Source organism: Marivita sp. NO-S04 (assembly GCF_059070475.1).
Window position 1 is genome coordinate 4309755 of the sequence record NZ_CM180980.1, and the last position, 25506, is coordinate 4335260.

Annotated in this window: 25 protein-coding genes and 3 pseudogenes; 13 read left to right on the top strand and 15 right to left on the bottom strand. The window is 57.6% G+C overall.

The features are described from left to right. Nucleotides 1-108: 108 nt before the first annotated feature. From ACK3EW_RS21810 to ACK3EW_RS21840, 7 genes are all read right to left on the bottom strand, one after another. On the bottom strand, nucleotides 109-1155 hold the full coding sequence (locus tag ACK3EW_RS21810) for a metallophosphoesterase family protein (protein WP_493807848.1): 1047 nt from the start codon (nucleotides 1153-1155) through the stop codon (nucleotides 109-111). Between the two features lie 258 nt (nucleotides 1156-1413). Further along, entirely contained in the window at nucleotides 1414-1716 is a 303-nt protein-coding gene (gene rmuC, locus ACK3EW_RS21815) for a DNA recombination protein RmuC (RefSeq protein WP_493807849.1), read from the bottom strand. 219 nt (nucleotides 1717-1935) lie between these two features. Further along, on the bottom strand, nucleotides 1936-2607 hold the full coding sequence (locus ACK3EW_RS21820; protein ID WP_493807850.1) for a hypothetical protein: 672 nt from the start codon (nucleotides 2605-2607) through the stop codon (nucleotides 1936-1938). Next, the gene (locus ACK3EW_RS21825) at nucleotides 2604-3653 is read right to left on the bottom strand and encodes a helix-turn-helix domain-containing protein (RefSeq protein ID WP_493807851.1); all 1050 of its coding nucleotides are present in this window, start codon (nucleotides 3651-3653) and stop codon (nucleotides 2604-2606) included. Before ACK3EW_RS21825 ends, ACK3EW_RS21820 begins: the two co-directional genes overlap by 4 nt. Beyond that, nucleotides 3650-4087, bottom strand: coding sequence for a VRR-NUC domain-containing protein (locus tag ACK3EW_RS21830; RefSeq protein ID WP_493807852.1), 438 nt, complete (start codon nucleotides 4085-4087; stop codon nucleotides 3650-3652). The genes ACK3EW_RS21825 and ACK3EW_RS21830 overlap by 4 nt, the downstream gene beginning before the upstream one ends. Continuing rightward, nucleotides 4084-4368, bottom strand: a complete 285-nt coding sequence (locus tag ACK3EW_RS21835; RefSeq protein WP_493807853.1) for a hypothetical protein — start codon at nucleotides 4366-4368, stop codon at nucleotides 4084-4086. Before ACK3EW_RS21835 ends, ACK3EW_RS21830 begins: the two co-directional genes overlap by 4 nt. After that, nucleotides 4365-4622 (bottom strand): helix-turn-helix transcriptional regulator, encoded by a 258-nt coding sequence (locus ACK3EW_RS21840; RefSeq protein WP_493807854.1) that lies wholly within the window; start codon nucleotides 4620-4622, stop codon nucleotides 4365-4367. Before ACK3EW_RS21840 ends, ACK3EW_RS21835 begins: the two co-directional genes overlap by 4 nt. Nucleotides 4623-5194: 572 nt before the next feature. On the opposite strand from ACK3EW_RS21840, the gene ACK3EW_RS21845 reads away from it, so the two are divergent. Beyond that, nucleotides 5195-6496 (top strand): tyrosine-type recombinase/integrase, encoded by a 1302-nt coding sequence (locus tag ACK3EW_RS21845; RefSeq protein ID WP_493807855.1) that lies wholly within the window; start codon nucleotides 5195-5197, stop codon nucleotides 6494-6496. Nucleotides 6497-6839: 343 nt separating this feature from the next. Here the strand turns inward: ACK3EW_RS21845 and ACK3EW_RS21850 are convergent, their stop codons facing one another. Next, the gene (locus tag ACK3EW_RS21850; RefSeq protein WP_493807856.1) at nucleotides 6840-8048 is read right to left on the bottom strand and encodes a hypothetical protein; all 1209 of its coding nucleotides are present in this window, start codon (nucleotides 8046-8048) and stop codon (nucleotides 6840-6842) included. A gap of 162 nt (nucleotides 8049-8210) precedes the next feature. On the opposite strand from ACK3EW_RS21850, the gene ACK3EW_RS21855 reads away from it, so the two are divergent. Beyond that, nucleotides 8211-8765, top strand: a complete 555-nt coding sequence (locus ACK3EW_RS21855; RefSeq protein ID WP_493807857.1) for a helix-turn-helix transcriptional regulator — start codon at nucleotides 8211-8213, stop codon at nucleotides 8763-8765. 5 nt (nucleotides 8766-8770) lie between these two features. Then, nucleotides 8771-8971 (top strand): annotated as a pseudogene (locus tag ACK3EW_RS21860) (hypothetical protein); the annotation flags it as partial. Here the strand turns inward: ACK3EW_RS21860 and ACK3EW_RS21865 are convergent. Then, nucleotides 8952-9563: a hypothetical protein gene (locus ACK3EW_RS21865; protein ID WP_493807858.1), complete on the bottom strand. Its 612-nt coding sequence runs from the start codon at nucleotides 9561-9563 to the stop codon at nucleotides 8952-8954. The pseudogene ACK3EW_RS21860 and the gene ACK3EW_RS21865 sit on opposite strands and share 20 nt — an antisense overlap. 193 nt (nucleotides 9564-9756) lie before the next feature. Between ACK3EW_RS21865 and ACK3EW_RS21870 the strand changes: the two genes are divergently transcribed. After that, nucleotides 9757-10749: a helix-turn-helix transcriptional regulator gene (locus ACK3EW_RS21870; RefSeq protein WP_493807859.1), complete on the top strand. Its 993-nt coding sequence runs from the start codon at nucleotides 9757-9759 to the stop codon at nucleotides 10747-10749. A gap of 470 nt (nucleotides 10750-11219) precedes the next feature. On the opposite strand, the gene ACK3EW_RS21875 is transcribed toward ACK3EW_RS21870, so the two are convergent. Next, a complete protein-coding gene (locus ACK3EW_RS21875; RefSeq protein ID WP_493807860.1) occupies nucleotides 11220-12098 on the bottom strand; it encodes a LysR family transcriptional regulator in 879 nt (292 codons plus the stop codon). Between the two features lie 153 nt (nucleotides 12099-12251). On the opposite strand from ACK3EW_RS21875, the gene cuyA reads away from it, so the two are divergent. The 5 genes from cuyA (at nucleotide 12252) to ACK3EW_RS21900 (ending at nucleotide 16325) form a co-directional block, all read left to right on the top strand. Beyond that, on the top strand, nucleotides 12252-13274 hold the full coding sequence (gene cuyA / locus ACK3EW_RS21880) for a D-cysteate sulfo-lyase (RefSeq protein WP_493809773.1): 1023 nt from the start codon (nucleotides 12252-12254) through the stop codon (nucleotides 13272-13274). Between the two features lie 20 nt (nucleotides 13275-13294). After that, the gene (locus ACK3EW_RS21885; protein ID WP_493807861.1) at nucleotides 13295-14161 is read left to right on the top strand and encodes an amino acid ABC transporter substrate-binding protein; all 867 of its coding nucleotides are present in this window, start codon (nucleotides 13295-13297) and stop codon (nucleotides 14159-14161) included. A gap of 62 nt (nucleotides 14162-14223) precedes the next feature. Beyond that, nucleotides 14224-14940: an amino acid ABC transporter permease gene (locus ACK3EW_RS21890; protein WP_493807862.1), complete on the top strand. Its 717-nt coding sequence runs from the start codon at nucleotides 14224-14226 to the stop codon at nucleotides 14938-14940. A 3-nt stretch (nucleotides 14941-14943) separates the two neighbouring features. After that, nucleotides 14944-15600: an amino acid ABC transporter permease gene (locus tag ACK3EW_RS21895; RefSeq protein WP_493807863.1), complete on the top strand. Its 657-nt coding sequence runs from the start codon at nucleotides 14944-14946 to the stop codon at nucleotides 15598-15600. Next, nucleotides 15597-16325 carry an amino acid ABC transporter ATP-binding protein gene (locus tag ACK3EW_RS21900; protein ID WP_493807864.1) on the top strand — a complete coding sequence of 243 codons (729 nt, stop codon included), beginning with the start codon at nucleotides 15597-15599 and terminating at the stop codon, nucleotides 16323-16325. The genes ACK3EW_RS21895 and ACK3EW_RS21900 overlap by 4 nt, the downstream gene beginning before the upstream one ends. Before the next feature lie 1292 nt (nucleotides 16326-17617). On the opposite strand, the gene ACK3EW_RS21905 is transcribed toward ACK3EW_RS21900, so the two are convergent. Further along, nucleotides 17618-18753 (bottom strand): IS3 family transposase gene (locus ACK3EW_RS21905; RefSeq protein WP_493807865.1). Its coding sequence is split into 2 segments (ribosomal slippage): nucleotides 17618-18460 and nucleotides 18463-18753, totalling 1134 coding nucleotides; the frame shifts between segments, so codons are not numbered across the junction. An 89-nt stretch (nucleotides 18754-18842) separates the two neighbouring features. Here ACK3EW_RS21905 and ACK3EW_RS21910 point away from each other — a divergent pair. The 4 genes and pseudogenes from ACK3EW_RS21910 to ACK3EW_RS21925 form a co-directional block, all read left to right on the top strand. Beyond that, entirely contained in the window at nucleotides 18843-19214 is a 372-nt protein-coding gene (locus ACK3EW_RS21910) for a helix-turn-helix domain-containing protein (protein WP_493807866.1), read from the top strand. A 163-nt stretch (nucleotides 19215-19377) separates the two neighbouring features. Continuing rightward, nucleotides 19378-20634, top strand: a complete 1257-nt coding sequence (locus tag ACK3EW_RS21915) for an ISL3 family transposase (RefSeq protein WP_493807867.1) — start codon at nucleotides 19378-19380, stop codon at nucleotides 20632-20634. Between the two features lie 72 nt (nucleotides 20635-20706). Next, nucleotides 20707-21291 (top strand): annotated as a pseudogene (locus tag ACK3EW_RS21920) (IS630 family transposase); the annotation flags it as partial. A gap of 77 nt (nucleotides 21292-21368) precedes the next feature. Continuing rightward, nucleotides 21369-21500: pseudogene (locus tag ACK3EW_RS21925) on the top strand (IS5/IS1182 family transposase); the annotation flags it as partial. Between the two features lie 20 nt (nucleotides 21501-21520). Here ACK3EW_RS21925 and ACK3EW_RS21930 read toward each other — a convergent pair. The 4 genes from ACK3EW_RS21930 to ACK3EW_RS21945 form a co-directional block, all read right to left on the bottom strand. Then, complete coding sequence (locus ACK3EW_RS21930; RefSeq protein WP_493807868.1) at nucleotides 21521-21814, bottom strand: PAAR domain-containing protein; 294 nt, start codon at nucleotides 21812-21814, stop codon at nucleotides 21521-21523. Beyond that, on the bottom strand, nucleotides 21814-22398 hold the full coding sequence (locus ACK3EW_RS21935; protein WP_493807869.1) for a DUF6931 family protein: 585 nt from the start codon (nucleotides 22396-22398) through the stop codon (nucleotides 21814-21816). Before ACK3EW_RS21935 ends, ACK3EW_RS21930 begins: the two co-directional genes overlap by 1 nt. A 10-nt stretch (nucleotides 22399-22408) precedes the next feature. Next, nucleotides 22409-24364 (bottom strand): type VI secretion system Vgr family protein, encoded by a 1956-nt coding sequence (locus ACK3EW_RS21940; protein ID WP_493807870.1) that lies wholly within the window; start codon nucleotides 24362-24364, stop codon nucleotides 22409-22411. A 370-nt stretch (nucleotides 24365-24734) separates the two neighbouring features. Beyond that, nucleotides 24735-25492 (bottom strand): IS5 family transposase gene (locus tag ACK3EW_RS21945; protein ID WP_493809774.1). Its coding sequence is split into 2 segments (ribosomal slippage): nucleotides 24735-25168 and nucleotides 25168-25492, totalling 759 coding nucleotides; the frame shifts between segments, so codons are not numbered across the junction. Nucleotides 25493-25506 lie beyond the last annotated feature (14 nt).

The following is a 25506-nucleotide window of genomic DNA, read 5'->3' on the forward strand; positions in this document are numbered from 1 at the left end:
GCACTCAGGGCTGAAAATGCGCGCTCCCCGCGAGTTCATCGCAGCCTAAACCACAACCGCCTGAGTGTCCGGTGAAACGGGGGCAAGACCAGGTTTCCGTTGAGGTAGCTAATGAACTCTGCGACTGTTGCATCGTGCCGAGCCTTTATCCAACGACGTCTTTTCGACTGCATCAACGTATGTCCAAGAGTAGTCCTGATCTCGAAGCTCTAGTTTCAACAGCCCCGTCTTTTCGAAGACGGCGGCTTCTGTATATGGCTTCTGTTGTGATGCATCCGTGATGCGCCCACCTGTCCCCACGGTAAAAGCCACTGTACCGCCTTCTGGGACCGGCTCACCATTTTCGTTCAGTGGTTTGGTGCGTTCATAAAAATGGTTATGACCGTTAAGAACAAGCGTCGTGCCGGCTTGTTGGAGCTGTTTGAATAGCGCCAACGCGTGCTCTCGACCGCCTCTGTCTTTGAGCGAATAAACTGGACGGTGAAAGAACGCTAATACACATTTATCGGGGTTCTCGCGTAACTGTTGGCTAAGCCATTTACTTTGGTCCGAGCCAGGTTGTGCTTCGACCTCGCTGTTAAGCGACAGGATCAGCCAGTTTTGCAGTGTGAGCGCATACCATCCGTTTCGGTCCGATCCGGCTTGGGTGCCGAAATAGTCAAAGTATCCAAATGCAGCTGTTGAACCGTACTCGTGATTTCCGGGTGCGGGCAAAAGTCGAGGTTTCAATTGTCCCCATGTGGGTTCAAAGCAGTGTTCATACTCTATTGGCGTACCCCTACCGTACACAGTATCTCCCAGTGCGAGGACAGGAGCATTTGGCCACAGTTGCGCCAGCGCCAGCGTCTCATTTGCGAGTGCCTTCTCATACTCGAAGGTAGTCGGTTGACCAAAGAGGTTCATCGTTGTTGGTATGGCGCTTGAAAGGCTCGGTCGTGCTTCGCAATGCGCGATGTCGCCCGCTGCGAGCAGGACCACGGTTTCCTCCGACGCCGCAAGGGTAGATGCGATCTCTTGCGGTGTTGGGCCTACCGGAGGAATGAAAAATGCTCTGGATTGGGAGAATGCATAAACCAACAACTGACTTTCAATCAATGCGATGCCGGCGGTCAACGCGACGACAGTGCCGAACACGTTTAAGATTTTCCTAATCATGAAATTTCAGTGCTCCTCAAAGGCGTTTCGAAGACCCCTTACAGATCGTTCCTGACGGGAAGCTTACGGATGCCGGGTGAATTAGATGTCCAAAGGAAAAAAGATGTGGTCGGTTGAGCAGAAGCTATTCACCCCATCGGTCTGGTGAAGCTGCGCCGCATCGATCTGCCGGCGATTGAACGGCGGCTGTGGGCCGAACATGCCTTCAAGGCTGATATTTCCACGCTAGATCAACAAAACTGCCGACCATTTTGCGACTCATTCGACAGTCTCTATCTGCTCAACCAAAGGGGGATGGTCGTCCTCCGCGTCGAATTCCACACCGATCGACTTCGTCGTTTTTGCTCCAAGTGTTTTAAGCATCTCGGTCTGGCGCAGGAGGTTTCTGCTGCCCTGCGAGAGTTGTCCGATCGCTATGTCATAGGAATCTTGAGCTTGCCGAAACCGACTCCCAGCTCCCTCCAAGCTGAAAACACAACCCGCGACCCTGCCGTAGATCAGGCCTGCGCGCTTAGCGATTTCCTCAGCATTTCCGGTTCTGCCGTTCAACTGCCCAAACATTGGAAACCATGCGACGTACCTCTGTAGCGCCGTTATAGGTGTGGTCAAGCCTCGAAAGTTCTGTCACGCGTGGGCTGCCCTTTTCGATCAGTGCTTGGGTTTTCAAAAGACATTGAGGAAATTCTCCGGAAAAGTCACCCTTAGGAATCGCAAAAATGAGGACAGCCTGAATGGCGCTTGGTCGGCAGCAATGGGGGGTATCTGATGATCGTTTCCACGCTATGGCTGGTTTCGCTCCCAGGGCCTGCATTTCGGCATTACGCCTGTAACCTCAACCTCTCGCAGCAACCCCACGGCCAGCAGCCCGTCGCGCAAGTACTCCAGCGCCTGCCACCAGTCGTGATACGCGCGTCGCGCGGCGTTGATCTGCTCTGGATAGGGCCGCCACATGACGGGGCAGGCCAGGACCTCAACGGTTCGCCATTTTCCGCGGGACCAGACACGCTCGGTGCCAACCACGATTGTGACAGCTTTTGGTCCATGCTGGTTTTCAAGGACATCCACGGGCAGACAGCGTGGCACAACGCCCGGCATCCAGTCTGGCGTCATCCCAGCGCGGGCGAGCTCTGCCACACGAATGGCCATGCGCTTGCCGCCGTGACTGTCGGGGAGCCCGGCGACAATCGCAGCGATGACCTCGGCGTCGGGATGGGTGTAGCTGCCCAACTTGTGGCGCCCGCCGTCGACAGCGGTGCCAAGGACGGCGCGCTGCGCCAGCACGTGTTCCAATCCGAAGCTGCGGGGTTCCCCATCATCGGTCCCAGGCTCGGGCAGTTCGAGCTGGGCTTGCTCAACCCGGAAGGCCCATTCAAGGGCCTGCTGAATACTCAAGCTGCGCTTGGCGCGGGCGCCTGTGCCGAAGCGGCCGTGCAGGCTTTGATCGTGTTTCACTGGATGTTCCTTTCGCGCAGGCGCTGGGTGGTGACGAGGCCGCGGTTCAGCATCTGATCGCGCATGGCGTTGGTGATGGCGTTGGAGGGCAGGTAGCGGTCCGAGTTGACCCAATCGGCGTAGAAGGCGGGTGGATCGGCGCTGGGCGGCTTGGCCGTGCACGCGGTGACGGCCTTTGCCGAGACCCGTCGGGGTGTACCTGCAGCCTCCGCCTTGCGCCGGGCTGCACGCTGCATGACGCGGTCCAGCGCCTTGGGCCCATCCGGCGGGGCAGGGTGGGTGTCCCGAGAGGCCGACGCTGCCGCAACGATCTCCGCCTCGGTCAGACCGAGATCGATCTGCCAGCGCCGGACGTGTTCCCGGGGTGGCCAGCCTTGCCACCAGCCGGGCAGGGCGCCGCTGGGATCGAAGCCCAGCGCCGTGAGCAGCGCGCCAAAAAAATCGTCATCGAGGTTCGCGCGCGCCTGCGCGCCCTCCTCCTCCTTTACTGGTTTACTTAAAGGTTCCCTTACAGGGTTAGTGTCCCATTTTGAGACACGGGAATCGCCATTTTTGAGACACGGGTTTGCGCCAAAATGAGACACGGGCCCGTGTCCCGGTTCGAGACACGGCGGAGCCGGGGTGGGGGGCTGCGCACCCATACCCTGCATGGCAGATTCGGCTACATCCCCGTGTCCCACATCGAGACACGGGGTTTCTAGCGGCGCTGCAGGTGGATGTGACGGGGTTTCGGACCCGCCATCCGGATCCGGCGTGCCCTTGCTCAGACCAGTGAACTCGAAGCCGAGCAGATACCGGGTCGGGCGCTGCTGGCCGGTTTTGGTGTCGATGATCGGCACCCGGCGGATCAGACCACGGGCCTCCAGATCGTCGAGATGCCGGTTCAGCGTGGCGCGGCCGATCTCGCAATCCAGAGCCAGGCGCTCCTGCGTCGGGAAACACCCGAAGTCGGGATTGTAACGATCGCACAGATGCCAGAGGACAATCTTCGTTGTGGGCTTCAGTCCGCGTTGCTGGATCGCCCAATTGGTGGCGGCGTGGCTCATGACGACGCCCTCCCGTCACAAGCTCGAGACCCCGAGACGCCCAGCGCCGGGCTGCCGACAGCGCCGACCACCCGTGTGGTGAGCCCATGATCCGCCAGTGCGCCCAGCGCGTCATCCAAGGAGCGCACCAGTGCCCAGCCAAACCCTTGCGCCTGCACCGCGTCGCTAAACGCCTGCTGCGCCGGGCTCAGCTGCCCCTTGCGGGATTTGAGCTCGAGAAACAGCACACGGCCATCACACAGCACCACCAGATCGGCAAAGCCGGGATGCACCCCCATGCCGGTCAGGATGGCCTGGCGCTTGGCGCCCCGAGGCCCGGCCTGCGCAACCTCGTTGGCGCTATGATGCACAATCGCCCCCTTGGGCAGGACGACCCGCAAGGCGCTGACCACAGCGCGCTGCAGGTCCGCCTCCGGTGTTCCGCGCGTCTTCATCGCCGGTCCTCCGGATCGGCCCAGGCAGGGCGGCCCCGGCCATGGGCTTTGCCACCCAGAACGACCAGCAGGATGCGGGCATCCTTGCGCTCCTCGGGCGTCTGGCCATGCTGGACCAGCACATTGCAGGCCAGCCGCACCATGTGGTCGGAATGGTGCACCACATCGGCCACCACGATGCGGGCCTCGCGCAGGCGCTCGTCGATCCAGTCCTCGCGGCTATCATCGCGCGCGCCGCGCCGGCGGCGGCTTTGCGCACGGAAGGGCAGGGGAATATTCATCGACGTGCCCCCCGGCGTCCGCGACGCTGGCCGAGACCTTCCTGCTCCTCCAGCCAGTCGAGTACAGCGCTCCGGCGATAGTAGATTTTCCGTCCGGCCCGCACGCATGGTGGGCCGCGACGTTCAGCTTCCCACCGGCGCAAGGTGCTTTCGGTGACATCGAGTTGTTGTGCGAGGTCGGTGCGACTGATCCAGCCGCTCAACAAGGTCCCGGCAATCGGTGCGGTCTCGAGTTGGTCTGCATGAGTGTGCATGTGTGTTCTCCCGTTTGGCAGTCCGAACGGCGATCGGACCTGCGGATCAGTCACGCACATCGACAGGGGTGGCAGGGAGGCACGGGGTGGCACGAAAACGGTGCCACCCGTGCCACCCCCTATTTTATTGGCTCTGAGGGGTGTGCCCCGACAGCAAGTGGCAGTTGCGCTGCATTGCAGCAATTCGACCATCATGGCTGTTCGCGCGTATTCAGCAGCAAACACGTTGATTTACAGGGGATTCGCCAACATTCGCGCGCAAACAGGGGGTGGCACCGCGCATTTAAGCGTGCCACCCCCTGATTTTATTGGAAATTTACAAGGCAGACAGTGTTTACACGCCGATTTCAGGGGTGATTCCACCCAAAAACCGAGATTTGGGCTGGTCCGGCGTCTTTCTGTTTCGGCGCCATCGGCACGGCCAATGCCGAATTCTTCAATAAAATAGGGGGTGGCACGCATATTGGCTTTTTCGTGCCACCCCGTGCCACCCCTGCCACCCCTGCCTCATGCTCTGCTTGATAAGAGGCGCGATCTACGCGTCATGACAGTGGCATGAGCGAGGGCGACACATGGTGATGAGACAGAAGCTTACCGAAGCCGTGGTTCGCGAGGCCGCAGCGGCGGACGGCCGGGACTACCAGATTTTTGACAGCGAGGTCCGTGGATTTGCTGTCTGCATCTATCGCAGCGGGAGCCGGGCGTTCACCTTGGATTACCGTCATGCAGGACGCCAACGACGGATGACCTTTGGCCGTTGGCCGGAATGGAGTGTTGCGGCTGCGCGCACCCGTGCAAAAGAGCTGAGACGCGAGATTGACGCCGGCGGCGATCCCCTGACCAACCGGACTGCCATGCGTGAGGCACCGCGTGTGACCGATTTGATCGATCGATATGTCGAGGTCCACCTGCCGCATCTGGCGCAGCTGAACGCGGCGGATCAGGCGTCGATGATGAAGAAGTTCATTGCGCCTGCCTGGGGCAAGATGCTGGTCACGGAGGTGAGTGCTTACGACGTCGAACTCCTGCTGACCAAAGTGGCCGAGGGACGGGCACGTCCTGCCAAGGCCAAGCCGAATAATCGAGCGCGCAAGCTGAAGGCCGCGCGGCCGACCCCAGTGCGCGCCAATCGGGTCGGAGAAGTGATCCGGAAAATGTTTGCCTATGCGGTCAAATGGGGCTGGCGCGATGACAATCCGGCTATGGGATTCCGGCGCCGCATGGAAACACCCCGTGAACGCTATCTGACCCAAGAGGAAATCGCACGTCTCGCTGCCGCGCTCGACGCATCAGAAGACCACAGGGCCGCCAATATCATCCGGCTGTGCATGTTGACCGGCGCACGGGTCGGGGAGGTGCGCCAAGCCCGGTTTGAGGATTTCAATCTCGAGCACCTGTCATGGACCAAGCCTGCGACGACAACCAAGCAGCGCCGTGTGCACAGGGTTCCGATATCTGACGAGGCTGCGGCGATCGTGCGCCAGCAAAAGCAAGCTGTGTTTTCCGGCTGTGCCTGGCTCTTTCCCGGGGACACGCCGGGTCAGCCTGTGCAGGAGGTGCGACGTTTCTGGCGGCGCATCCAGAAGGAGGCGGGGATCGAAGATGTGCGCATCCATGATTTACGCCATACCTTTGCTTCGCTGTTGGTCAGCGGGGGCGCCTCGCTCGAGATGATCGGAAAGCTGCTGGGTCATAGCCAGATGCAGACGACCCAGCGCTATGCGCATCTCATGGACTCGCCGTTGCGCGCTGGGGTGGATGCGGTGGCCAGCGTGTTTCAGCCCAAGCCCCGCTTGGTGCACAACGCTGAGCAGAGGGCCGTGCCGTCGGCACCGCGCCGGGGTGTGAAGCGCGTCAAGACGTCTTCGCCTTGAACTTCAGGGACGATCCGCGCCGATTTGGCATGGATGATTGATGATCGCCCACCAATGTATGCACTTTCTGGTCCCATAATCATGGTGCCTGCAGGAAGCTGGTTTTTCCTTTATGCGACTTCACCAAAAGGCGGAAATGGCCGAGACGCGAAGGCGCAGGATTCGGTGGCGACCGTTAAGCAGCGTTCTTTTTGGATCATCGCGAGCCCTTCTTGGCATACAAATGCGATCGCATGGCGGTCGCATCATCAAAGATGGGAGCAGGGAAAGATGGGCGTTTTTACCCAGTTGGAACGCCTGTCATGCGCTATGTGGGGCCCTTGCCGGGCCCCGCATTTCATGATCAGGCAATAATACCATAGGAGTCTGCGAGCAGGCCGACGTATTCAATCCGGGCGAAATCGATTCCCCCGGTTTCATCGAGAAACTCACCCATGGCGCTGCCCTCAGCTATTTCTGTCCAGCGTCCATCCGCATCATCATCACGGTACAGACTGAACTCGGTTTCGCCGATACGCTCAACTTCCGTTTTCACTACATAAAGCGCGCCATCGAGCTCGATAGCCTTCAGTGTTTCATTCTGATCAAGCCGTTCGACGCTCCAGCCTCCCCGGAATGTTGCCTCCAGTGCGCTGTCGATCATGTCGCCCGGCATCAGGTTGGCGCCGGTGGCATCGGTGCCGTTGGACAGTACGAAACGCATGTCTTCGTGGTCCCCGCGGCTGGTCTGTGTGACCACTTCGAGCTCAAGAGACTGGGTGAAGGCGCCGTCAAAATCATCATCTGTGTAGAGCGTGGTTTCAACATCGTTGCGGCCAAGCTCAACCTTTGCGACGCCATCGCTGCGCAGCTCCCAGCTTTCGTTCCAGTCAAGCCGGATGTCGCGGGCTATATCGTTGAACACCCGTGATGCGGCAACCACCTCGCCATCGACAAACTCGAATGTGTGATAGACGCTGGGCAGAGCCGGTGCAGGAGCAAATGCGTCGTCGTCCTCAAAACCAAAGTCATCATCTGACGGATGGTCATCGTCATCGTGGCTGAATCGGTCGTCTTCGGTTGTGGAGGGCAGAGTACCGGGGGTGGCGTTTTCATAAACCTTACTGGCGAGCGTGTAGAGCCCGTCTCCATCCGGGTCAGAATAGGTGCTGATTTCAAGCTGGCCATGCTCAGCTTCGGTTTTCACGATATCGGTGCCATCAATGAACCAGCTTTCATTCGCTTCGATCCGCTCGTATTCGCTCTGGCCATTCTCGATTTCGTAGACCGCTGTTACCGTGCCATTGGTAACCGTGAACTGGTAGGCTTCCTGCACGTCATCGTTATCGTCGTCATGACGATCATCGCCATTGTGATCGTCATCATCGTAGCGATCGGTGCTTTCGTAACGGTCGTCATCGTCGTCATCGTAGCGATCACGGCTTTCATGTTGGTCGTCACTATCGCGTGAACGGGATTCAAAGCGGTCATCGTCATCATCGCGGCGAAAAAAATTCCAGAAGCTCATTGGTTCCTCCTTAAGAAACTCAGGTTGTATGGTGCCCTTCGCCAAGTGCTGGCTCGACGGGCTCACGGCCTCAACTAGGCCTCCAACTCTGGCCTGGGCTATCTGTCAGAAGAGGGATATGGGGGCTTAGGCGATCATTTATAACTTCAGATATATGGCTCAGTCGGCTTTTTTGACGTATGCCTAAAGTCATAAAAGAGGAGAAAAATGATGCGAGGATTGGGCCTTGGTCTTGTAATCATGCTGTTAGGCATGACCTTTTTCACGTTCGATGCTGTGGCCGATCTGGTCACGCATATGAATGAGCGAAAATCCTACTCCTTCGAGCAGACATTGCACCTCATCTTTGAAATTCTTGCGGCCATAGGGCTCGGTTATGGTGCAGTAGTGGTCTGGCGTTACAATCGGCTGCTGCGAGAGACCGCGTCCAGCCAGCAACAAAAGATCATTCTGCTGCGGGGCAGTCTAGAGGAGCTAATCGAGCGCCGCTTTGCCGAATGGGGTCTCACAGCGGCGGAACGCGAGGTTACGCTATTTATCATCAAGGGGCTTGCGACTGCGGATATCGCCGGAATGCGCAAAACTGCGGAGGGCACGGTCAAAACGCAAATCTCCTCGATTTTCCGCAAGATTGGTGTGCGCTCGCGGACCGAGCTCATGTCGATTTTCATGGATGAGTTTCTTGATGTGTCCGGCCGTGAAGGCACTGAAAAGGCCCAAGCGCCGTCAGGGTCTTGCCTCGCGCCGCATCCGGTAAATTGAAGATTTCAACAAAGCTGCTGGGTCATAGCCAGATGCAGACGACCCAGCGCTATGCGCATCTCATGGACTCGCCGTTGCGCGCTGGGGTGGATGCGGTGGCCAGCGTGTTTCAGCCCAAGCCCCGCCTAGTGCACAACGCTGAGCCAAGAGCCGTGCCGCCGGCCTCGCGCCTTGGTGTAAAGAGCGTCAAGACGTCTTCGCCTTGAACTTCAGGGCTATGAGAACCGGTCTCAGCCGTCGTCGTATGGATCGCTCATCCGGGAAGCTTCCATCGACGGAGCGGTCAGAAAACCAGTCTTGAAGTTCTCGTACCCATGCGGCTTGTGAGGCGGGCAGTCCCTGTTCATAGACCCTGCGCGTGATCTCGATCCGCATGGCCGCCCAGTCGTAGTCACCGTCATCTCCAAGCCCAGCGCCTTCTTCGATCCTGCCAAAAAGGTCATGGGTTTCTTCAAACCGTCGCACGTCCTCCCCGAGGATCATCACGTCTCCAACGGAAACGGTGACACCGCTTTCTGGCTCGTCAATGTGAAGCCACTCATCACTGTCGAGCGGTCGCACGCGGAGTAACTGCGCTGTTTGGGGGCCGGTCCCACAATTGCGAAAGATCGGCACGATATCCATGGCTTGGATTTCCACGAGACCGCCGGCGCGTTGGTCCCCGCATGCGACCGGCGGGATGCCGGTGACAATTTTCAACGTACCAATCCCCGCCCAGCCAGCAATGTCGTAGACAGTGCAGCCCCATCGAGCAGCGGTTTCGTGAATGGTGTACAATGCACGTTGTGGTAATCCCATTGACAGGCGTCCTTTTCGTCTGCAGCGCTGGCGGGTCGAGCAGACCCCGCAGTGTTGTTCCTCGTCTGGTTCGAGACCGGTCCGCCGCAGATCAACAAGATGTCCGCGCCGATTCGGTTTCGATGATTGACGATAGACCAGCGAGGGGGGCAGTCTCTGACCCCATGAGCATGGTGGTCGCAGGAAAAATGGTGTGTCGTATGTAAAAGCTCAGCGGCTTTACCGAATGGCGGAAATGGCTGCGGCCCGACGGCGTGGGATTTCGCTACAGAATGTCATGGAAGAGTTCGAGGTCGACGAGCGCACCGCTCGGCGGATGTTGCGTCAGTTCGAGGAACTGTTTCCCGGTATTGAAACATGGGACGACGCAGATCGTCGACGCCGATGGTCACTGACGCAAGTGCCCTATATCGAGCACCGCGCATTGAACGAAACGGAACTGGCTGCGGTTGAATTGGCCATCCGGCGCATGGCAAGCGATGGCGCGATCTACGAGGTGAAAGCCCTCGAACGCGTTCGAGATCGCCTGATCGCATCGCGACCGCCGCCCTTCGCGCAGGGGGGCCGAAAATTCGCTGAGCTTCTGCTGATGGTCAATGGCTATGCTTCGCGACCAGGTCCCGCACATGATGTGCCCGAAACGTATTTCAGCACGCTTTACAACGCGTTTCGAACGCCGACACGCGTCGAAATACTGTATCAGAGTGCGCGGGATCCCGAACCTCGCTGGCGGCGGATCGAGCCCTATGCCGTGTTGATGGGGCGCAGATATTACCTCGTTGGGAAAGACGCAGATGGCGACACCGGGTATCGTCAGTACCGGTTCGACCGTATCAAGGGCATGAATGCCACCGTTGATGTCTTCAAACGCGATCCGGAGTTCGATCTTGAGCGCTACAGCGCACAGGCGTTCGGGTCGTTCTTTTCCGAGAAAGAATATGGCCCAGTACGCTGGCGCTTTGCGCCCAGCGCGGCGGCCAACGCGCGAGACTTTGTGTTTCACCCGGATCAAGTGATGACCGAGATGCATGACGGCAGCCTACTGGTCTCCTTCACGGCCAGCGGATGGCTGGAGATGGCCTGGTATCTGATCCAATGGGGTGATGCGGTCGAGGTGCTCGAACCGCTTGAACTCAAGGAGATGCTCGACAAAGTGCGGCGCGGTGGGATTGGGATTTGGCCGTGATCTCACTGTTGGTCGGTCATCCTGAAGAAATTGGCGTCTACAGCCCATCTCACTACCTGGTCAAACGCCTGATTTGTTGACAAGCTTCGGTGGTAGCGGTTGGACCGGACGTCGAATTAACAGATTATTACGAGCAAAACGCGAACGCCTTTATTGCAACCACGCGCGACGTCGAAATGTCGGGCGCGCGGGGGCAGTTTCTGGCAGTTATGCCGTTGCGCCAGGGTAGCCCTGCACGCATTCTCGATGCTGGATCGGGGTCCGGGCGGATTCCGGTCATTCGCCGCTCGTGCATGAGATTGGGTTCAGTCTTGCGAAAGCGTCCATTCAATCCTCGCTCAAACGCAGAATTGCTGCATTGTCAGCCTGTTTCCGTGGTCTGTTAAAACATAGGATCTCGGGTAGCCCAGATGCTGGCTCAACCCAAGCAATCTTTCCTAGCAGGCTGGAATGGGCAGCTGTGACCGCTATCAGGTGGTAGCCAGCAACGCTTCTAAGACTGCAATACCGATTTCGTTACTGCTCTGTGTTGACAACACAATGTCCATCGGAAGGCGACCATAATCCTGTGCGAGTGCCACGATCTCGCCGCTGCGCAGATCATTCTGGATGAGTGATTGGGGTACCCAAGCGATACCTGCACCGAGTTTAACGAGCGACACAGCGCTTGCGGAAAAGGCCGTTTGGAGGACCGGAGAGTTTGACTCCGCCAGCGTATTTCCGTTGGGCTGGGCGTTGATGACCCTGCCGAATTCGCTGTCATCGGGATAGCTCAGAAGGGGCGTTCCAGGCGGGGGGTGTTTCGTCTGTGACAATGTGAACCGTAGCGGCCCTCCGACGACCGGGACAAGTGTGTCCCGCCTCCAGATGCCTTGCGTGACGGTTTCGTCAAACGGTGGTCTGGGTGTGTGTACTGACTGATATCGCATCACAAAATCGACCTCCGACTGCAAGAACATGGCAATGACCTCGTCTTGGTTGCGCGTCCGCAAGCGGATACGGCCGATCATTTTCAGTCCTTTTAGCTTGCGGTAAATCTCAGGAAAAACAGAGATTGCCAGCGAATGCTGCGTTGCTATGACAAAGGCGCGCTCCCGCGCCGGATAAGTATCTCGCAGTCGCAGGAAGGCATCGCGCAGCAGGCGAAACTCGGCTTCGCGATCCAATAGGTTTCGCGTGAGGACTACCCGGTTCGGTCGTCGTTCAACAAGGGAGACATTCAACCACGTCTCAAGGGCCCGGATGCGGCGCGAGAAGGCGGGTTGCGTGACGTTTCTGCGGTCTGCCGCGGCACTCATCGAGCCTTCCTCGATCAATGTCAGCGCGTCTTCGATGAGTTTGAGTTCCATGCACTAGGCATACTCTTTGTATGGCTAGGCTGCAAACTTGGCATTATTCGGAACCAAAGTTCGGCGATAGGCTGCATTAAAATATGTCTAGAGGAAGCCCGATTGTCTGTTGCACCCCAAGTTGCCGAAGATTCCACTGTCGAGAAGGTTGGCATGCTGGAGCGCACGCTCGACATCTTTCCGCGTATTCGGCTGGGCCATCTGCTCACCCCCCTCGAACCCATGGACCGCTTGTCCGAGCATCTCGGCGGTCCGCGCCTCTGGGTGAAACGCGACGATTGTACCGGTCTCTCCGGCGGTGGGAATAAGACGCGCAAGCTTGAATTCCTGATGGCCGACGCCGTTTCACGAGAGGCCACTTGCATCATCACCCAAGGGGCCACGCAATCCAACCACGCGCGCCAGACCGCAGCAGCAAGCGCGCGGCTCGGGTTGGCCTGCCACATCCTCTTGGAGGATCGCACGGGCTCGAACGATGCCAATTACAACCTCAACGGCAACGTCCTGCTCGATCAACTGCACGGTGCGACCATCGCTAAGCGCCCCGGCGGGGCGGACATGGCGGCGGAGATGGATGCACTGGCCGATGAGCTGCGCGCGTCCGGCGAACGCCCCTATGTCATCCCCGGCGGTGGATCGAACCCGATCGGAGCTCTCGGTTACGTTAATTGCGCCGCCGAACTGACCCGGCAGGCGCATGAACAGGATCTCAAGATCGATGCTTTGGTCCATGCGACGGGCAGCTCGGGTACGCAGGCCGGGCTCGTGGCTGGGCTGGCCTCGCTCGACAGTGCGATCCACCTGCTGGGCATTGGCGTGCGCGCGTCAAAGGAAAAACAGGAGGGCATGGTGCATGCGCTCGCCACGTCAACCGCCGACTTCCTCGGCAACGGCGTCACCATCCTGCGCGAGAGCGTGCGTGCGAACTGCGACTATGTCGGCGGAGGCTATGGGGTTCCGACCGACGGAATGAAGGCCGCGATCAAGACGCTTGCTGAGCTTGAGGGCCTTCTGTTCGACCCTGTCTATTCCGGCAAGGGCCTCGACGGGCTGATGGATCAGGTGCGCAAGGGCTACTTCGACGGGATGGACAACGTCGTCTTCCTCCATACCGGCGGGAGCGCTGCCCTCTTCGGATATCCAGATATTTTTGACCTGCCCGGCTACCGGGCGTAACCCTGAAAAGGAGATCATGCATGAAGTTTCGTCACTTCTTGATTGCAGGCGCGATGAGTATCGCGACCGTTTTGCCAGCGGCAGCGGAGGACTTCACCGGAACGCTTGCCAAGGTCGCCGAAAGTGGTGTGATCACCATCGGCCACCGCGAAAGCTCAGTGCCTTTCGCGTATCTCGATGAGAACCAGCAGCCTATCGGCTATTCCATCGATCTGTGCATGAAGATCGTGGAGAAAGTGTCCGAAACCGTCGGCAAGGACCTCGAAGTGCGCTACGTGCCGGTCAACCCCAAGACGCGTCTTGCGTTGATGGCGAACGGCACGATCGATCTGGAATGCGGATCGACCACCAACAAGCTGTCTCGGCAGGAGCAGGTCGAATACCTCGCAACCACCTTCGTGACCGGCACCAAGCTGATGGTGCGCAAGGATAGCGGGATTTCTTCGGTCGCCGACCTCGCCGGCAAGGCTGTGGCACTTGCGCAGGGCACCACCAATGAACTGGCCGTCAAGGCCGCGATTGAGGAGCTAGGCCTTGAGGACGTCAAGGTTCTGCCCGTGCGCGACCATGCCGAAGGCATGCTGTCGCTTGAGACCGACCGGGTCGATGTCTACGCCACCGACCACATCCTGCTTTACGGTCTGATGTCCAAGTCCAAGACCCCCGATGACTTCGAGGTGGTTGGCGATTTCCTGTCCTATGACCCCTATGGCCTGATGGTGCGCCGCAATGACAGCGCGTTTGAGCTGGTGGGCAAGGCTGCACTGGCAGAGGTGTTCCGCACGGGCGAGATCATGGACATTTATGCCAAATGGTTTGACCCGCTCGGCGTACCGGCAACGCCATTGCTGCAGGCGTCCTTCGCGCTGAACGCATTGCCTGAGTAAAAGCCTGTTTCGGGGCGCGTCCAAGATGCGCCCCGGTCCTATTCCCACCCCGGGGGCCCCTCATGGAATACAATTGGAATTGGTCGGTCCTCTGGGCCGATCCGTATCTCGGCTGGCTGATCTCCGGAGTGCAATGGACCTTCGCGGTCGCCCTTGCGGCCTGGGTCATCGCCTTCGTCCTTGGAATCCTTGTCGGGGTCGGGCGCACCCTGCCAAGCAAGCCCATTGCCTTCATCTGCACCTGCTACGTAGAGCTTTTCCGCAATGTGCCGCTGCTGGTGCAGATGTTCATCTGGTACTTCGCAGTGCCCGAGATGATGCCCGACGATATCGGCCGCTGGATGAAGCGCGACATGCCGAACCCGGAATACGTCACTGCTGTTGTCGCACTTGGGCTCTACACCGCCAGCCGCGTGGCCGAACAGGTGCGCGCTGGCATTCAGGCGGTGGGCACGGGGCTGACCTCGGCGGCCTATGCCAACGGGTTTTCCACGGCGCAGACCTATCGCTATGTGCTGCTGCCGATCTCCTTCCGGCTGATCGTGCCACCCATGACCTCTGAGTTCCTGACCATCTTCAAGAACTCATCGCTGGCCCTGACCATCGGCCTTTTGGAGTTAACCGCGCAGTCGCAACAGATCGCGGAGTTCACCTTTCAAGGGTTCGAGGCGTTTACGGCGGCCACGGTGATCTATGTCTGCATCGCCCTGATGGCGACGGTGATCGCGCAATCGCTGGAACGGTTCACGCAGATCCCCGGCTTTGTAGGGAAGGGCTGATCCATGGGTGATTTCGACTATGGCGTCATCTGGACCAACCTGCCGTTCCTCTGGCAGGGTCTGCAATTGTCTTTGTGGCTGACCTTTCTGGCGATCATCGGGGGCATTGTACTGGGCACCGGGCTGGCACTGATGCGGCTCTCGGGGTTTCTGCCCCTGTCACTGTTCGCGGCGACCTACGTCAACCTGATCCGGTCGGTGCCGCTGATCCTCGTGATCTTCTGGTTCTATTTCCTCGTGCCGCTCGCCATCGGGCGGCCCATCGGCGGCTTCTACTCCGCGCTCATCGCCTTCGTGATGTTCGAGGCGGCGTATTATTCCGAGATCATCCGCGCGGGCATCCAGTCCGTGAAAACCGGACAGGTCCATGCCGCACAGGCGACGGGACTGAATTACTGGCAGACCCAGCGCTATGTCGTGCTGCCACAGGCGTTTCGGAACATGATCCCGATCCTCGTGACCCAAGGCATCATCCTCTTTCAGGACACGAGCCTCGTTTTCGTCGTCTCACTGCGAGATTTCATGACCGTGTCGTCTATCGTGGCCCGAACCGAGGGCCGCTTGGTCGAGATGTATATCTTCGCGGCCATTGTCTATTTCATCATCTGTTTCGCCGGGTCCATGTTCGTCCGGCGGCTTCAAAAGGCCAAAACCGCATGATCACCATCGACAATATTTCCAAGTGGTACGGCGATTTTCAGGTGCTGAGCGACTGCACGACAAAAGTGGATACAGGCGAGGTGGTGGTCGTCTGTGGGCCCTCGGGCTCCGGCAAGTCGACCCTGATCAAATGCGTGAACGGGTTGGAACCGGTCCAGCAGGGCACGATCCGCGTCGAAGAGACCGAGGTGACAGCAAAGGGTACGAACCTGACCAAGCTGCGGTCGCGGATCGGCATGGTGTTTCAGCACTTCGAGCTTTATCCGCACATGTCGGTACGCGCAAACCTGTGCCTCGGCCAGGAGAAAGTGTTGGGACGGTCTGCGGATGAGGCCAACGCCAAAGCGGAGGCCCTAATCGACCGTGTGGGCCTGAAAGAGCACATTGAGAAGTTCCCCGGCCAGCTTTCAGGCGGGCAGCAGCAGCGCGTGGCGATCAGTCGGGCGCTGGCTATGGATCCGATCGCGATGCTGTTTGACGAGCCGACCTCAGCCTTGGATCCGGAGATGATCAACGAGGTGCTCGACGTGATGGTCGAACTGGCCCAAGATGGCATGACCATGATGGTCGTTACCCACGAGATGGGGTTTGCCCGCAAGGTCGCGGACCGGGTCGTTTTCATGGATGAAGGCGCAATCGTCGAGGACCGCGCAACCGAAGCTTTCTTCGGCAATCCGGAAAGTGACCGTGCCAAGGATTTCCTCTCGAAAATCCTCAATCACTAATCACGGGCCGGTGCGAGGTATGCGCTTCGTTTGCGCGAGTGAGCTTGCTCCAAGGGCGTGGTCCGCCTCCATGATTAGAACAGCGGAGGACCCGAGATGGCCCTTGAGCGACCCAAGCCGGACGAGATCGTCTTGAATTCGCAGCAGGTTAAAAAGCTGATGGGGCAAGGCATGCCCGGATTGATGCTATCGGACAGATCGGCGTGACTGACCAAAACTGTTCCCGCTGGAAGTAGAAGTACGGTGGAATGACCGAAGAGCACCTCAAGGAACCGAGCCGGCTCCAGAAGGAGACCGGGCCCCTCCGCCGTGCCGTTTCGAGCCTGAACACGGGCAGCCACTGCAGATGTCTGCCTGAAATATGAGTGTTTGCGTCATTCTCGACGGGAGGGTCGCCGTCCTATCTCACTGAAGCAGAATGATTTTAATCCCATTGAAACCGAACGGCGGGTTTGTCCATGATTTGTGAATTCACCTACCCACAGATTTTGCATCTGCGGCAAATGTCTCCTTTGACGCGCCGCGGCGACGGCATGGCCCGGTCAATGTCCGGAAATAGCCGAGAGTGATGATTTTGATTGGGTAGATCTTTTCGTTTACCTCAACGCCACATCAACGCGGCAAAGTGCATTTGGGGCTGTTTTTGTTTGCGAAAACGTGCGAATGTTTCTCAAGGTGCATTGGGTTTACTGGTGAGATCAAAGGCTTGTCGCCTAATCTTTTGATTTTATTGACTTTTGATTTTTTCTTCGATCTTGGCTCATAACCTGAAGGTCGTAGGTTCAAATCCTACCCCCGCAACCAAATATTCCCAATAATTCAAACCCTTGCGCGATGGTAATTTGATACCCCACGCTATTTTACAGTTTACGTCAACGCCACGTCAACACCGCTCCAGAAAAACAACATTCGTCCACAATCGCCTGCGTTCGCATACGTCCCACGCGTACTCGCCGACATTCAACCCTCCCAAAATCGACGTTGGCCGCTTCCATGACGGTTACCTTATTCAGTAAATGTGGAGTTTTGATCTGATCGAATCTCATCGTTTTTACCGTTTACGATAAATTTCAGTGAAAGCCCCATGGGGTCTCCATCCTTGTATAAAGCGGAAGGGTGAAACTCTTGGTCAATGGTGAGAGATGATCTGGGCCGCCTCACCCGCGAGGTCCGGAGCGATCGGACTATTAGCCTTGAACAGTTAGCGCTGCTGACCGGTATCTGTGCACCAGAGGTGGTTCTGGTTTTTCGACCAGTTTTATGCCGCGCAGCGCTCTGGCATGGTTTTCATATCACGCGGCAAGTTTCGTGTTTGCTTTTCGATTAGCATAAACCTCGTCCGGGGTCATCAAACCGTGGGATAAGTGTGGGCGCGCTTCATTGTAATAGGCGATCCAGGCGTCGATCCCTTGGCGTGCGTGCAAGCCAGTTTCGAAGGCGTTCAAGAAGACACATTCGTATTTCAGCGATCGCCACAGCCGTTCGATCATGCGGTTGTCGATCCATCGGCCACGCCCGTCCATCGAAATCTTCACCTTGGCATCTTTCAAAACATCGGTGAAATCGGTGCTGGTGAACTGGCTGCCTTGGTCCGAATTGAAGATCTCGGGCGGGCCATAGGTGGCAAGGGCCTCTTTCAAAACCTCAATACAGAACCCTGCGTCCAAGGTATTGGACAGACGCCAGTTCAGCACCTTGCGGCTGTGCCAGTCCATGATGGCGACCAGATACAAAAACCCGCGCTGCATCTTGATATAGGTGATGTCGGTGCACCAGACTTGGTTGGGGCGGGTGATGGCCAAGCCCTTGAGCAAGTACGGATAAATCTTGTGTTCGTGGTTTTTCTGGCTGGTCTTGGGTTCTTGGTAGATCGGCACCAAACGCATGAGTCGCATCAGCCGCCTCACACGATGGCGGCCGCATTTGTGACCCTCTCTTTGCATATGACGCGCCATCTGCCGCGAACCGTACCATGGGGTTTTTAGGAATTGCGCGTCGATGAGCGCCATGAACTTGAGGTTTTCGGCGCTTTCCCCGCGGGGCTCATAATACAGCGTAGATCGGGCGAGCGACAGCAGCGTGCATTGCCGCCGAACACTCAGTTTGGGATGATCTTGCTTCACGGCTTTTTGCCTCCAGTCCCGAGGATGATCCTGGAGGCATCGGCCAAAAAATCCCGTTCCACCACCAGCTGGCCAATCTTGGCGTGTAGCTTTTCTACGTCTTTGCCGGAAATCGCTGGTTCAGAGACCGACTTGGCGTCAAACGACTGCGCCATGTTGGCAATCGCAGTCCGTTTCCAAGCGTTGATCATCGTCGGATGCACTTCATACTTGTTCGACAGTTCTGCCGTCGTCAATTCTTCACGTATCGCTTCCAAGGCAACCTTGGCCTTGAAGTCAGCCGTGTAACGCTTCTGTTTTGCCATCTTAGAGCGTGTTTGCTTTGATCGGATTCAGGATTCCCGCATGAGGCTTTCTGTGATTCCTTACTCCTGAGGCAATCAGGGAGGTCGACATGGGCAAGCCGCATCCAATTGAGCTACGGACGCGTGTTGTGGATTTTGTTGAAGAGGGGAACACGCATCGGACAACTGCCGCGCACTTCCGGGTTTCGATCAAATTCGTGAACGACATGGTCAAGCTGAAGCGCGAGACCGGCATGCTTGCTCCTAAGCCGCAGGGTCGTCGCGGCCACGGCAAACTGGCTGGCGTTCACGATTGGGCGCGCCGCCGGATCGAAGGGAAGCCTGACATCACGCTGGACGAGCTGGTCTCACAATTGAGCCAAGATCAGGGGATCGACGTTCAGCGCTCTGCCATGTGGGGGTTGTTACGCCGGCTCGGCCTGACACACAAAAAAGGTCCCTTCGCGATCTGTGTGGGTTGATGGTGAGGGACGCGTCCTCAGGTATACCATATGTTGTAGTCGGGACGTGAGGCGCGTCTGGCGCGGAGACCGTATATATCGCAGCGCCAGACGCGCCTGATCTGTTGCGCTATGGCCCGCGTGAAGGGACGGTGGGAGCGTGGAGGCCTGACACGGAGGAGCGATGGGACCCGAGACGAGCTTGTTCACAATGGCGCTTGGCCTTCGGGCCCCGTGGAGTGTCACGGACGTGCGTTTCGACGCCAATCTCAAGGAGATCCACTTCGATGTGCGCTTCAAAGCGGGGAGCAGGTTTGCCTGCCCGTCTTGCGGGGCGGCGGATCAGCCGGTGCACGACACGAGGCCGAGGACCTGGGAACACCTGCGCTTTTTTGAGCACAAGGCTTTCATCCATGCCGCCGTACCTCGCGTCGCCTGCGGTCAATGCGGGAAGACCGGACAGGTGCCGGTCCCCTGGGCGCGCAGCGGCAGCGGGTTCAGCCAATTGTTCGACGCCTTCGTGATCGCGCTCGCCCGGGAGATGCCGGTAAAAACCATCGCTGATCTGCTCAATATCGGAGACGACCGGATATGGCGCGTGCTCGAGCACTACGTTCCCGCGGCTCGCGCTCAGGAGGACTTCAGCGATGTAACGGCTGTCGGGATCGACGAGACGGCATCGCGGCGGGGCCACAATTACATCACCCTGTTCCATGACCTGAACGTTGGCAGGTTGCTCTTTGCCTGTGAGGGCCGCGACGCGGACACGGTCCGGGCATTCGCCAAAGACCTCCGGGAGCATGGCGGTGACCCTGATCTCGTCACAGCGGCCTGCATCGACATGAGCAAGTCCTATATCGCAGGCGTGGGTCGGCATCTGCCGGAAGCGGCCATCACCTTCGATCGGTTCCATGTCATCCAGCTGGCCAATGCTGCGCTCGAAGAAGTGCGGCGCGCCGAGGTCCGCGAAAACCCTGCGCTCAAAAACAGCCGATGGATGTGGCTGAAGGACAAACACAGCTGGACCAAGCGGCAGATCCATCAACACCATGAGCTGTCACGCATGCATCTCAAAACCGGTCGCGCGTTCCGGCTCAAGGAAACCCTGCGGGATATCTTCATGACCGCGACCACACGCGAGGAGGCTGAGGCGCAGCTCTCCGCCTGGTTCCGATGGGCGCGGCGCAGCAAGCTGTCTCCCTTCAAGAAGCTGGCAATGACCCTCAAAGCCCACTGGGATGGCATTCTGAACGGCTTCGACAGCGCGCTGAGCAACGGCTCGGTTGAGGCCATAAACGGACTGGTCCAGGCGGCTAAGGCCCGCGCCAGAGGCTATCGCAAACCCCGGAACCTCATCCTCATCGCCTACCTGATCGCAGGTAATCTCAGCCACCTGCCAGCCTCACCCTACACCACAACATCTGGTGGGTGCCGCGCATGACCGGAAACCAGTCCACCCACACAAATCGCGAAATAGCCACAAAAAAAAGACCTTCGGGCCAGCGAGCAAAAGCGGCCTGATGTTGCGCAGGAGCGCAAGATTTGGATCACCCGTCGCCAACCGTTCATGCGCAACCACCTTGAACGCCTTGTGTTCCTAGATGAGACTTCACTGAAGACCAACATGACCAAGGCTGCAGGATGGGCTCCTTCAGGGGCGCGGCTGATCGATCATGCCCCGGGTGGCCATTGGAACACGCAAACGTTCATCGCCGGCTTGCGGCACGACCGGATCGATGCGACCGGCATCATCAACGGTGCCATGGATAAGGAAGCATTCGAACTCTATGTCGAAGGCATTCTTGCCCCAACGCTCCGGCCTGGTGATGTGGTCGTCCTCGACAATCTCCCCGCACACCGAAGCGCCGAGGCCGCCGCGACCCTGAAAGAAATCGGTGCCTGGTTCTTGTTCCTGCCAAAGTACAGCCCCGACCTGAACCCCATTGAGATGGCATTCTCGAAGCTCAAAGCACTCATACGAAAGGTCGCTGCTCGAACATATGAAGATCTCTGGCGCGCCGTAGGGAACGTTTGCTCGCTCTTCACACCAGACGAATGTTACAACTTCTTCGTAGCGGCCGGCTATGACTCCGATTGAGGTGAACAAGCTCTAAGTGTTCGTCCTTCATCAGTTGCCAGAGCTTAGCAACTGGTCCGAATTTCAGAGACCACCTCTGGCGGCACCTCGTCGAGAACTTCTTCCAGAAGATCAAAGATTACAGAGGTATAGCAACACGCTACTGCAAAACCGATACCAGCTTCTCCGCTTTCATCTCAATCGCCGCAACAATGCTCTGGCTCAAGTGAACGTCAACAGACCCTAGCATTCAACCCGAAAGAACTGTGGGACAGCCAAAAACGATCACTCCGCCATGCGCGCATTGATCGCCCATCCGCGCGAGAGGCCTTTTGCCGACCAAAACAGTGGCGCTGCCCTTGACCACGGTGTCCGGTGGTCCGATGCAGACAGCCATGCTGCCCATAGCTGCTGCGGGCAGCTTTCCGATCAGTACCGTGAGAGCGGCCGGCGAAACAATTGGGCCACCGACATGGGGCACCATTCCGGTAAACATCGGACAGATATGCATGTCCGTAATTCGCGCAGCCGGTGGTCCAGGCATCAGTTCCGCTCACCTTGTCCGAGCACGCCGGGCCAGCCACCGCGCGCAACTTCCATACCCCGGGCAAAAGTAGCCTGGCAGGCTGCAGCCAAACTGTCCTCTGTGTCTCCAGCCAACAAGGCAATTGCTCCCAAAAGGCCACTTGCATGAAGTCTCGACGGTGGCAGTACCACTGGACCCCCTACGGGACCGATGCTGCCCGAACCGTTCCAGGCCACCGCATTGCATAGCCAACCCAGCGGGTCTTCGTGTCCCCGGTCTTCTGCAGCCTGCATCAGCGTCACACGCGTGCCTTCCTGAGGGTCACGCACCCATTGGCCCACCAAGTCACGCAAGGCCTGGTCCGGTGCGGACGGTGCACGCAACAAATCAACCTGCACGGCAAGCGCCCAGCACACCCCTTCCCGAGGCGGCATGCCGTAGGCAAAATAATTTACTAGGTCCACAAAAAAGGCCTTCTCGTGCAATGTTTGAAGTGCCAGTTCCGGCGACATATCTGCAAGGATCGTCTCCCCCGCGTCTTCACTAAGCACGAAGCGCTCAAGCACGGGCGCGCTGGTGTCGAATGGGATTTTTCGAAGCATCATAGGCTCATCAATTGATCAAGCATATACCACCTTTAATCTTTAGAAGCCCAGAGCCCTTCACATCACAGATCGCGCCCTTTAAAGAAAGCATGGCACTGGCTTTTAGATCAGCCTTGAGACCCTGCATCGCCAAAGCTGTACTGGCCTTCACATCCACTTTCATACCCTTGACACTCAACGCCCCACCGGATTCAAATTTCGCTTTCGACTTTCCCTCGGCGGTCAGGGCGGGGCTTGATATATTGATGGCAGACGAGGTCAGTTCAATCGACGAACTGCCCACCTTCAAGACAAGCTTAGTGTCGGCTTCCAAGGTTATGGTCTTGGCGTTCACTTTATCACTAGTCTCAATGTCAACCGTACGGGTCTTGGCACTCACGTTGATTGCATTGGTTACCGTGGTGACAAAATCTTTATTTATCTCGAGCTTGCATGTTTCGCCGATCTTGGTGGTCTCGAACTTTTTGATATCGCGCAGGACATCGTTGTTGACAATCAGGTTGTAATCCCGAGCAGCGCGGACCGCGATCAATTCATTGTCCTTCTTGTCGTCGAACTCCCACTCATTGGGCTCTCCCGCCAGCTGGCTCCGGAAGCCTGACCGCGTTGTGTTCTTTGCAATGAAGGGAGGCTTGTTTTTGGTATTGTAGATTTGCCCAGTAATGATCGGCGCATCCGGATCCCCCTGCAGAAAGGACACCAAGACCTCATGTCCAACCCGCGGGATGAATTGGGCGCCATACCCTTTGCCTGCATAGGGTTCTGCAACACGTAGCCAGACGGTGTTCTCGCCTTGCTTGTCCCAGAAAAAGCGGACTAGAACCCGTCCTTCCGCGTCACAAAAAGGTGTGCCCACCTTGGCCCCGCTGCCGCCAACCACTATGGCATTATGCACGCCGGCGATCATTGGTTTGGGCAGTCGCTCAGGCACCGCCTTATGGGTCTTTGGAATGGCATCGAATGTACAGAGCAACGCGTTGCCACGCACCGGTCGATAGTGGAGCCCGACAATCACATAATCACCGTCAAACTCCCCATGACCACGACACACGATATTGAGGGCTTGACCAAGATGCATTCCGGGATGCTCGCACGTTCCCGTAAGAACAAACTCATCCCGGCGATAGGCGCCGGAAGCCACGCTAAGTTCCGTGCCGGTCACCTTACCAGGCGTAACGGTGACCGGACGATATTCAACAATTCCCGGCTTTTCGAATAGTTTTGCACCCAGTTTGAGACACTCGCACGCCGAAGCCTTGTCCGCCTGTTCTGGGTCATAGGTCAACAGTTCCACCTTGCCGGACCGCACACGCTGCTGAAGCGTAAGACTCTGCGCCTCCATGCGCTCGACATCGGACAGTTCGGCATCTGTAAGCTTGATGCCCTTTACGCTGTTTGGGAACGGTTTCTGTGTGTCATGCAAGACAAGAGTTTCTGCAGAATTTCCATCGTTGAAATAGAATGCAAGGCCTTCTTCAGCCAGAATCCGGCGCACGAAATCAAGGTCATTCTCGTTATACTGGATCACAATATCCCGTTTGACGGTGGACTTACTTCCAGTCACTTTGAGCTTCTTGAGATTGTTGCGCTCGAGAACCACCTTGAGGATATCAAGCACCGTCTTCTTCTCGTAAACCGCATTGCCAAGGCTCAAGCCCAGCACGGCAAGAGGCGGTCGAATGACAAGTTCAAGCGCCGGCGAGCCAGAGCTGACAACCGTCCGCTCCACCGACATCACAATCCCTGCAAAAGCGCGGGGTTTGGCGTCGGCATAAACCCCCTTCACGAGATCGATGTTGCAGGGCTTACCAAGAAACATCGTCATCGAGGAAGCTTGATCGAGGATCGTAACCTTATAGCTGGGAACCTCGGACAAGGTTTCCTCGATAAAAAAGTCCTCAACGTCATAAGCTGTCTTGCCGTCAACCGTCAGCTTTACGAGTATCGTATCCCGCTCAACCATCTACGTTCCTTTTAAATTCTGAAGCATATGCAATTAGATGGCTCTCGAGCTTCGAAAAGACTTGGTTCGATCCGAAATCTTCTTCGTTAAGCACTTACGGAGCCAATCCACGAAACTGATCGCAACAACAACTCTGTTCCACACGAAGTGGAGACACATTGAGAACCGATAACGAGTGAAGTCTCGTCTGGTTAGCCATGCAGCGCCCCGAGGAAACCATACCGATATGCCTGACTTTTCGGACAGTATGTTTATCACCTTGGACAAGGTCAACGAGATTTTACAACCCGCCCAGTGCCCTGGAGAATCGCTTTTGGAACTGACTGTGCGGTGATCCGTGCTTGCGCCTTAGCTGACTTAGGGTCAGGATTCATAACCAGTAGATCACGACAGCAGCGAGTGCGATGGCTGAGAGGAAGACCTTGGGACAGCGGTCATAGCGTGTCGCCACGCGTCGCCAATCCTTGAGCCTGCCAAACATAATCTCGATGTGGTTGCGCCGTTTGTATCGGCGCTTGTCGTATTTGATCGTCGTCTTTCTCTGCTTTCTACCCGGGATACAGGCGCGTATCCCTTTGTCTTTCAACGCGTTTCGGAACCAGTCAGCGTCATAGCCACGATCTCCGAGCAGCCATTTGACGTTTGGCAGGCCGCTGAGCAGTGCCCGTGCGCCGATATAATCGCTGACCTGCCCGGCGGTGACGAACAGATCGATCGGTCTTCCCTGGCTGTCACAGATTGCGTGCAGCTTAGTGTTCATACCGCCCTTGGTGCGACCGATCAGGCGACCACGCCCCCCTTTTTAACGGCCATGCTGGTCGCTGTTCGATGTGCCTTGAGGTATGTCGCGTCGATCATCACAGTCTTCTGTTCGCCGTGCGCCGCTGCAAGCCCAGTCATCATCCGCGCGAAGATGCCTTTCTCGCTCCAACGTTTCCAGCGGCTGTAAAGCGTCTTATGTGGACCATAGACGGCAGGAGCGTCGCGCCAACGCAAGCCATTGCGATTGATGAAGATAATCCCGCTCAACACACGCCGATCATCGACGCGAGGCTTGCCGTGCGACTTCGGGAAGAAAGGGGAAAGCTTGGCCATCTGCTCATCGGTCAGCCAGTAGAGGTCGCTCATGTCACCGCTCCGTT

Excerpts from the sequence above, each read along its gene's own strand:
- ACK3EW_RS21810 (WP_493807848.1), bottom strand. The coding sequence starts at position 1,155 with ATGATTAGGAAAATCTTAAACGTGTTCGGCACTGTCGTCGCGTTGACC.
- rmuC (WP_493807849.1), bottom strand. The coding sequence starts at position 1,716 with ATGTTTGGGCAGTTGAACGGCAGAACCGGAAATGCTGAGGAAATCGCT.
- ACK3EW_RS21825 (WP_493807851.1), bottom strand. The coding sequence starts at position 3,653 with ATGAGCCACGCCGCCACCAATTGGGCGATCCAGCAACGCGGACTGAAG.
- ACK3EW_RS21830 (WP_493807852.1), bottom strand. The coding sequence starts at position 4,087 with ATGAAGACGCGCGGAACACCGGAGGCGGACCTGCAGCGCGCTGTGGTC.
- ACK3EW_RS21835 (WP_493807853.1), bottom strand. The coding sequence starts at position 4,368 with ATGAATATTCCCCTGCCCTTCCGTGCGCAAAGCCGCCGCCGGCGCGGC.
- ACK3EW_RS21840 (WP_493807854.1), bottom strand. The coding sequence starts at position 4,622 with ATGCACACTCATGCAGACCAACTCGAGACCGCACCGATTGCCGGGACC.
- ACK3EW_RS21845 (WP_493807855.1), top strand. The coding sequence starts at position 5,195 with ATGGTGATGAGACAGAAGCTTACCGAAGCCGTGGTTCGCGAGGCCGCA.
- ACK3EW_RS21855 (WP_493807857.1), top strand. The coding sequence starts at position 8,211 with ATGATGCGAGGATTGGGCCTTGGTCTTGTAATCATGCTGTTAGGCATG.
- ACK3EW_RS21865 (WP_493807858.1), bottom strand. The coding sequence starts at position 9,563 with ATGGGATTACCACAACGTGCATTGTACACCATTCACGAAACCGCTGCT.
- ACK3EW_RS21875 (WP_493807860.1), bottom strand. The coding sequence starts at position 12,098 with ATGGAACTCAAACTCATCGAAGACGCGCTGACATTGATCGAGGAAGGC.
- cuyA (WP_493809773.1), top strand. The coding sequence starts at position 12,252 with ATGCTGGAGCGCACGCTCGACATCTTTCCGCGTATTCGGCTGGGCCAT.
- ACK3EW_RS21885 (WP_493807861.1), top strand. The coding sequence starts at position 13,295 with ATGAAGTTTCGTCACTTCTTGATTGCAGGCGCGATGAGTATCGCGACC.
- ACK3EW_RS21890 (WP_493807862.1), top strand. The coding sequence starts at position 14,224 with ATGGAATACAATTGGAATTGGTCGGTCCTCTGGGCCGATCCGTATCTC.
- ACK3EW_RS21895 (WP_493807863.1), top strand. The coding sequence starts at position 14,944 with ATGGGTGATTTCGACTATGGCGTCATCTGGACCAACCTGCCGTTCCTC.
- ACK3EW_RS21900 (WP_493807864.1), top strand. The coding sequence starts at position 15,597 with ATGATCACCATCGACAATATTTCCAAGTGGTACGGCGATTTTCAGGTG.
- ACK3EW_RS21910 (WP_493807866.1), top strand. The coding sequence starts at position 18,843 with ATGGGCAAGCCGCATCCAATTGAGCTACGGACGCGTGTTGTGGATTTT.
- ACK3EW_RS21915 (WP_493807867.1), top strand. The coding sequence starts at position 19,378 with ATGGGACCCGAGACGAGCTTGTTCACAATGGCGCTTGGCCTTCGGGCC.
- ACK3EW_RS21930 (WP_493807868.1), bottom strand. The coding sequence starts at position 21,814 with ATGCCTGGACCACCGGCTGCGCGAATTACGGACATGCATATCTGTCCG.
- ACK3EW_RS21935 (WP_493807869.1), bottom strand. The coding sequence starts at position 22,398 with ATGCTTCGAAAAATCCCATTCGACACCAGCGCGCCCGTGCTTGAGCGC.
- ACK3EW_RS21940 (WP_493807870.1), bottom strand. The coding sequence starts at position 24,364 with ATGGTTGAGCGGGATACGATACTCGTAAAGCTGACGGTTGACGGCAAG.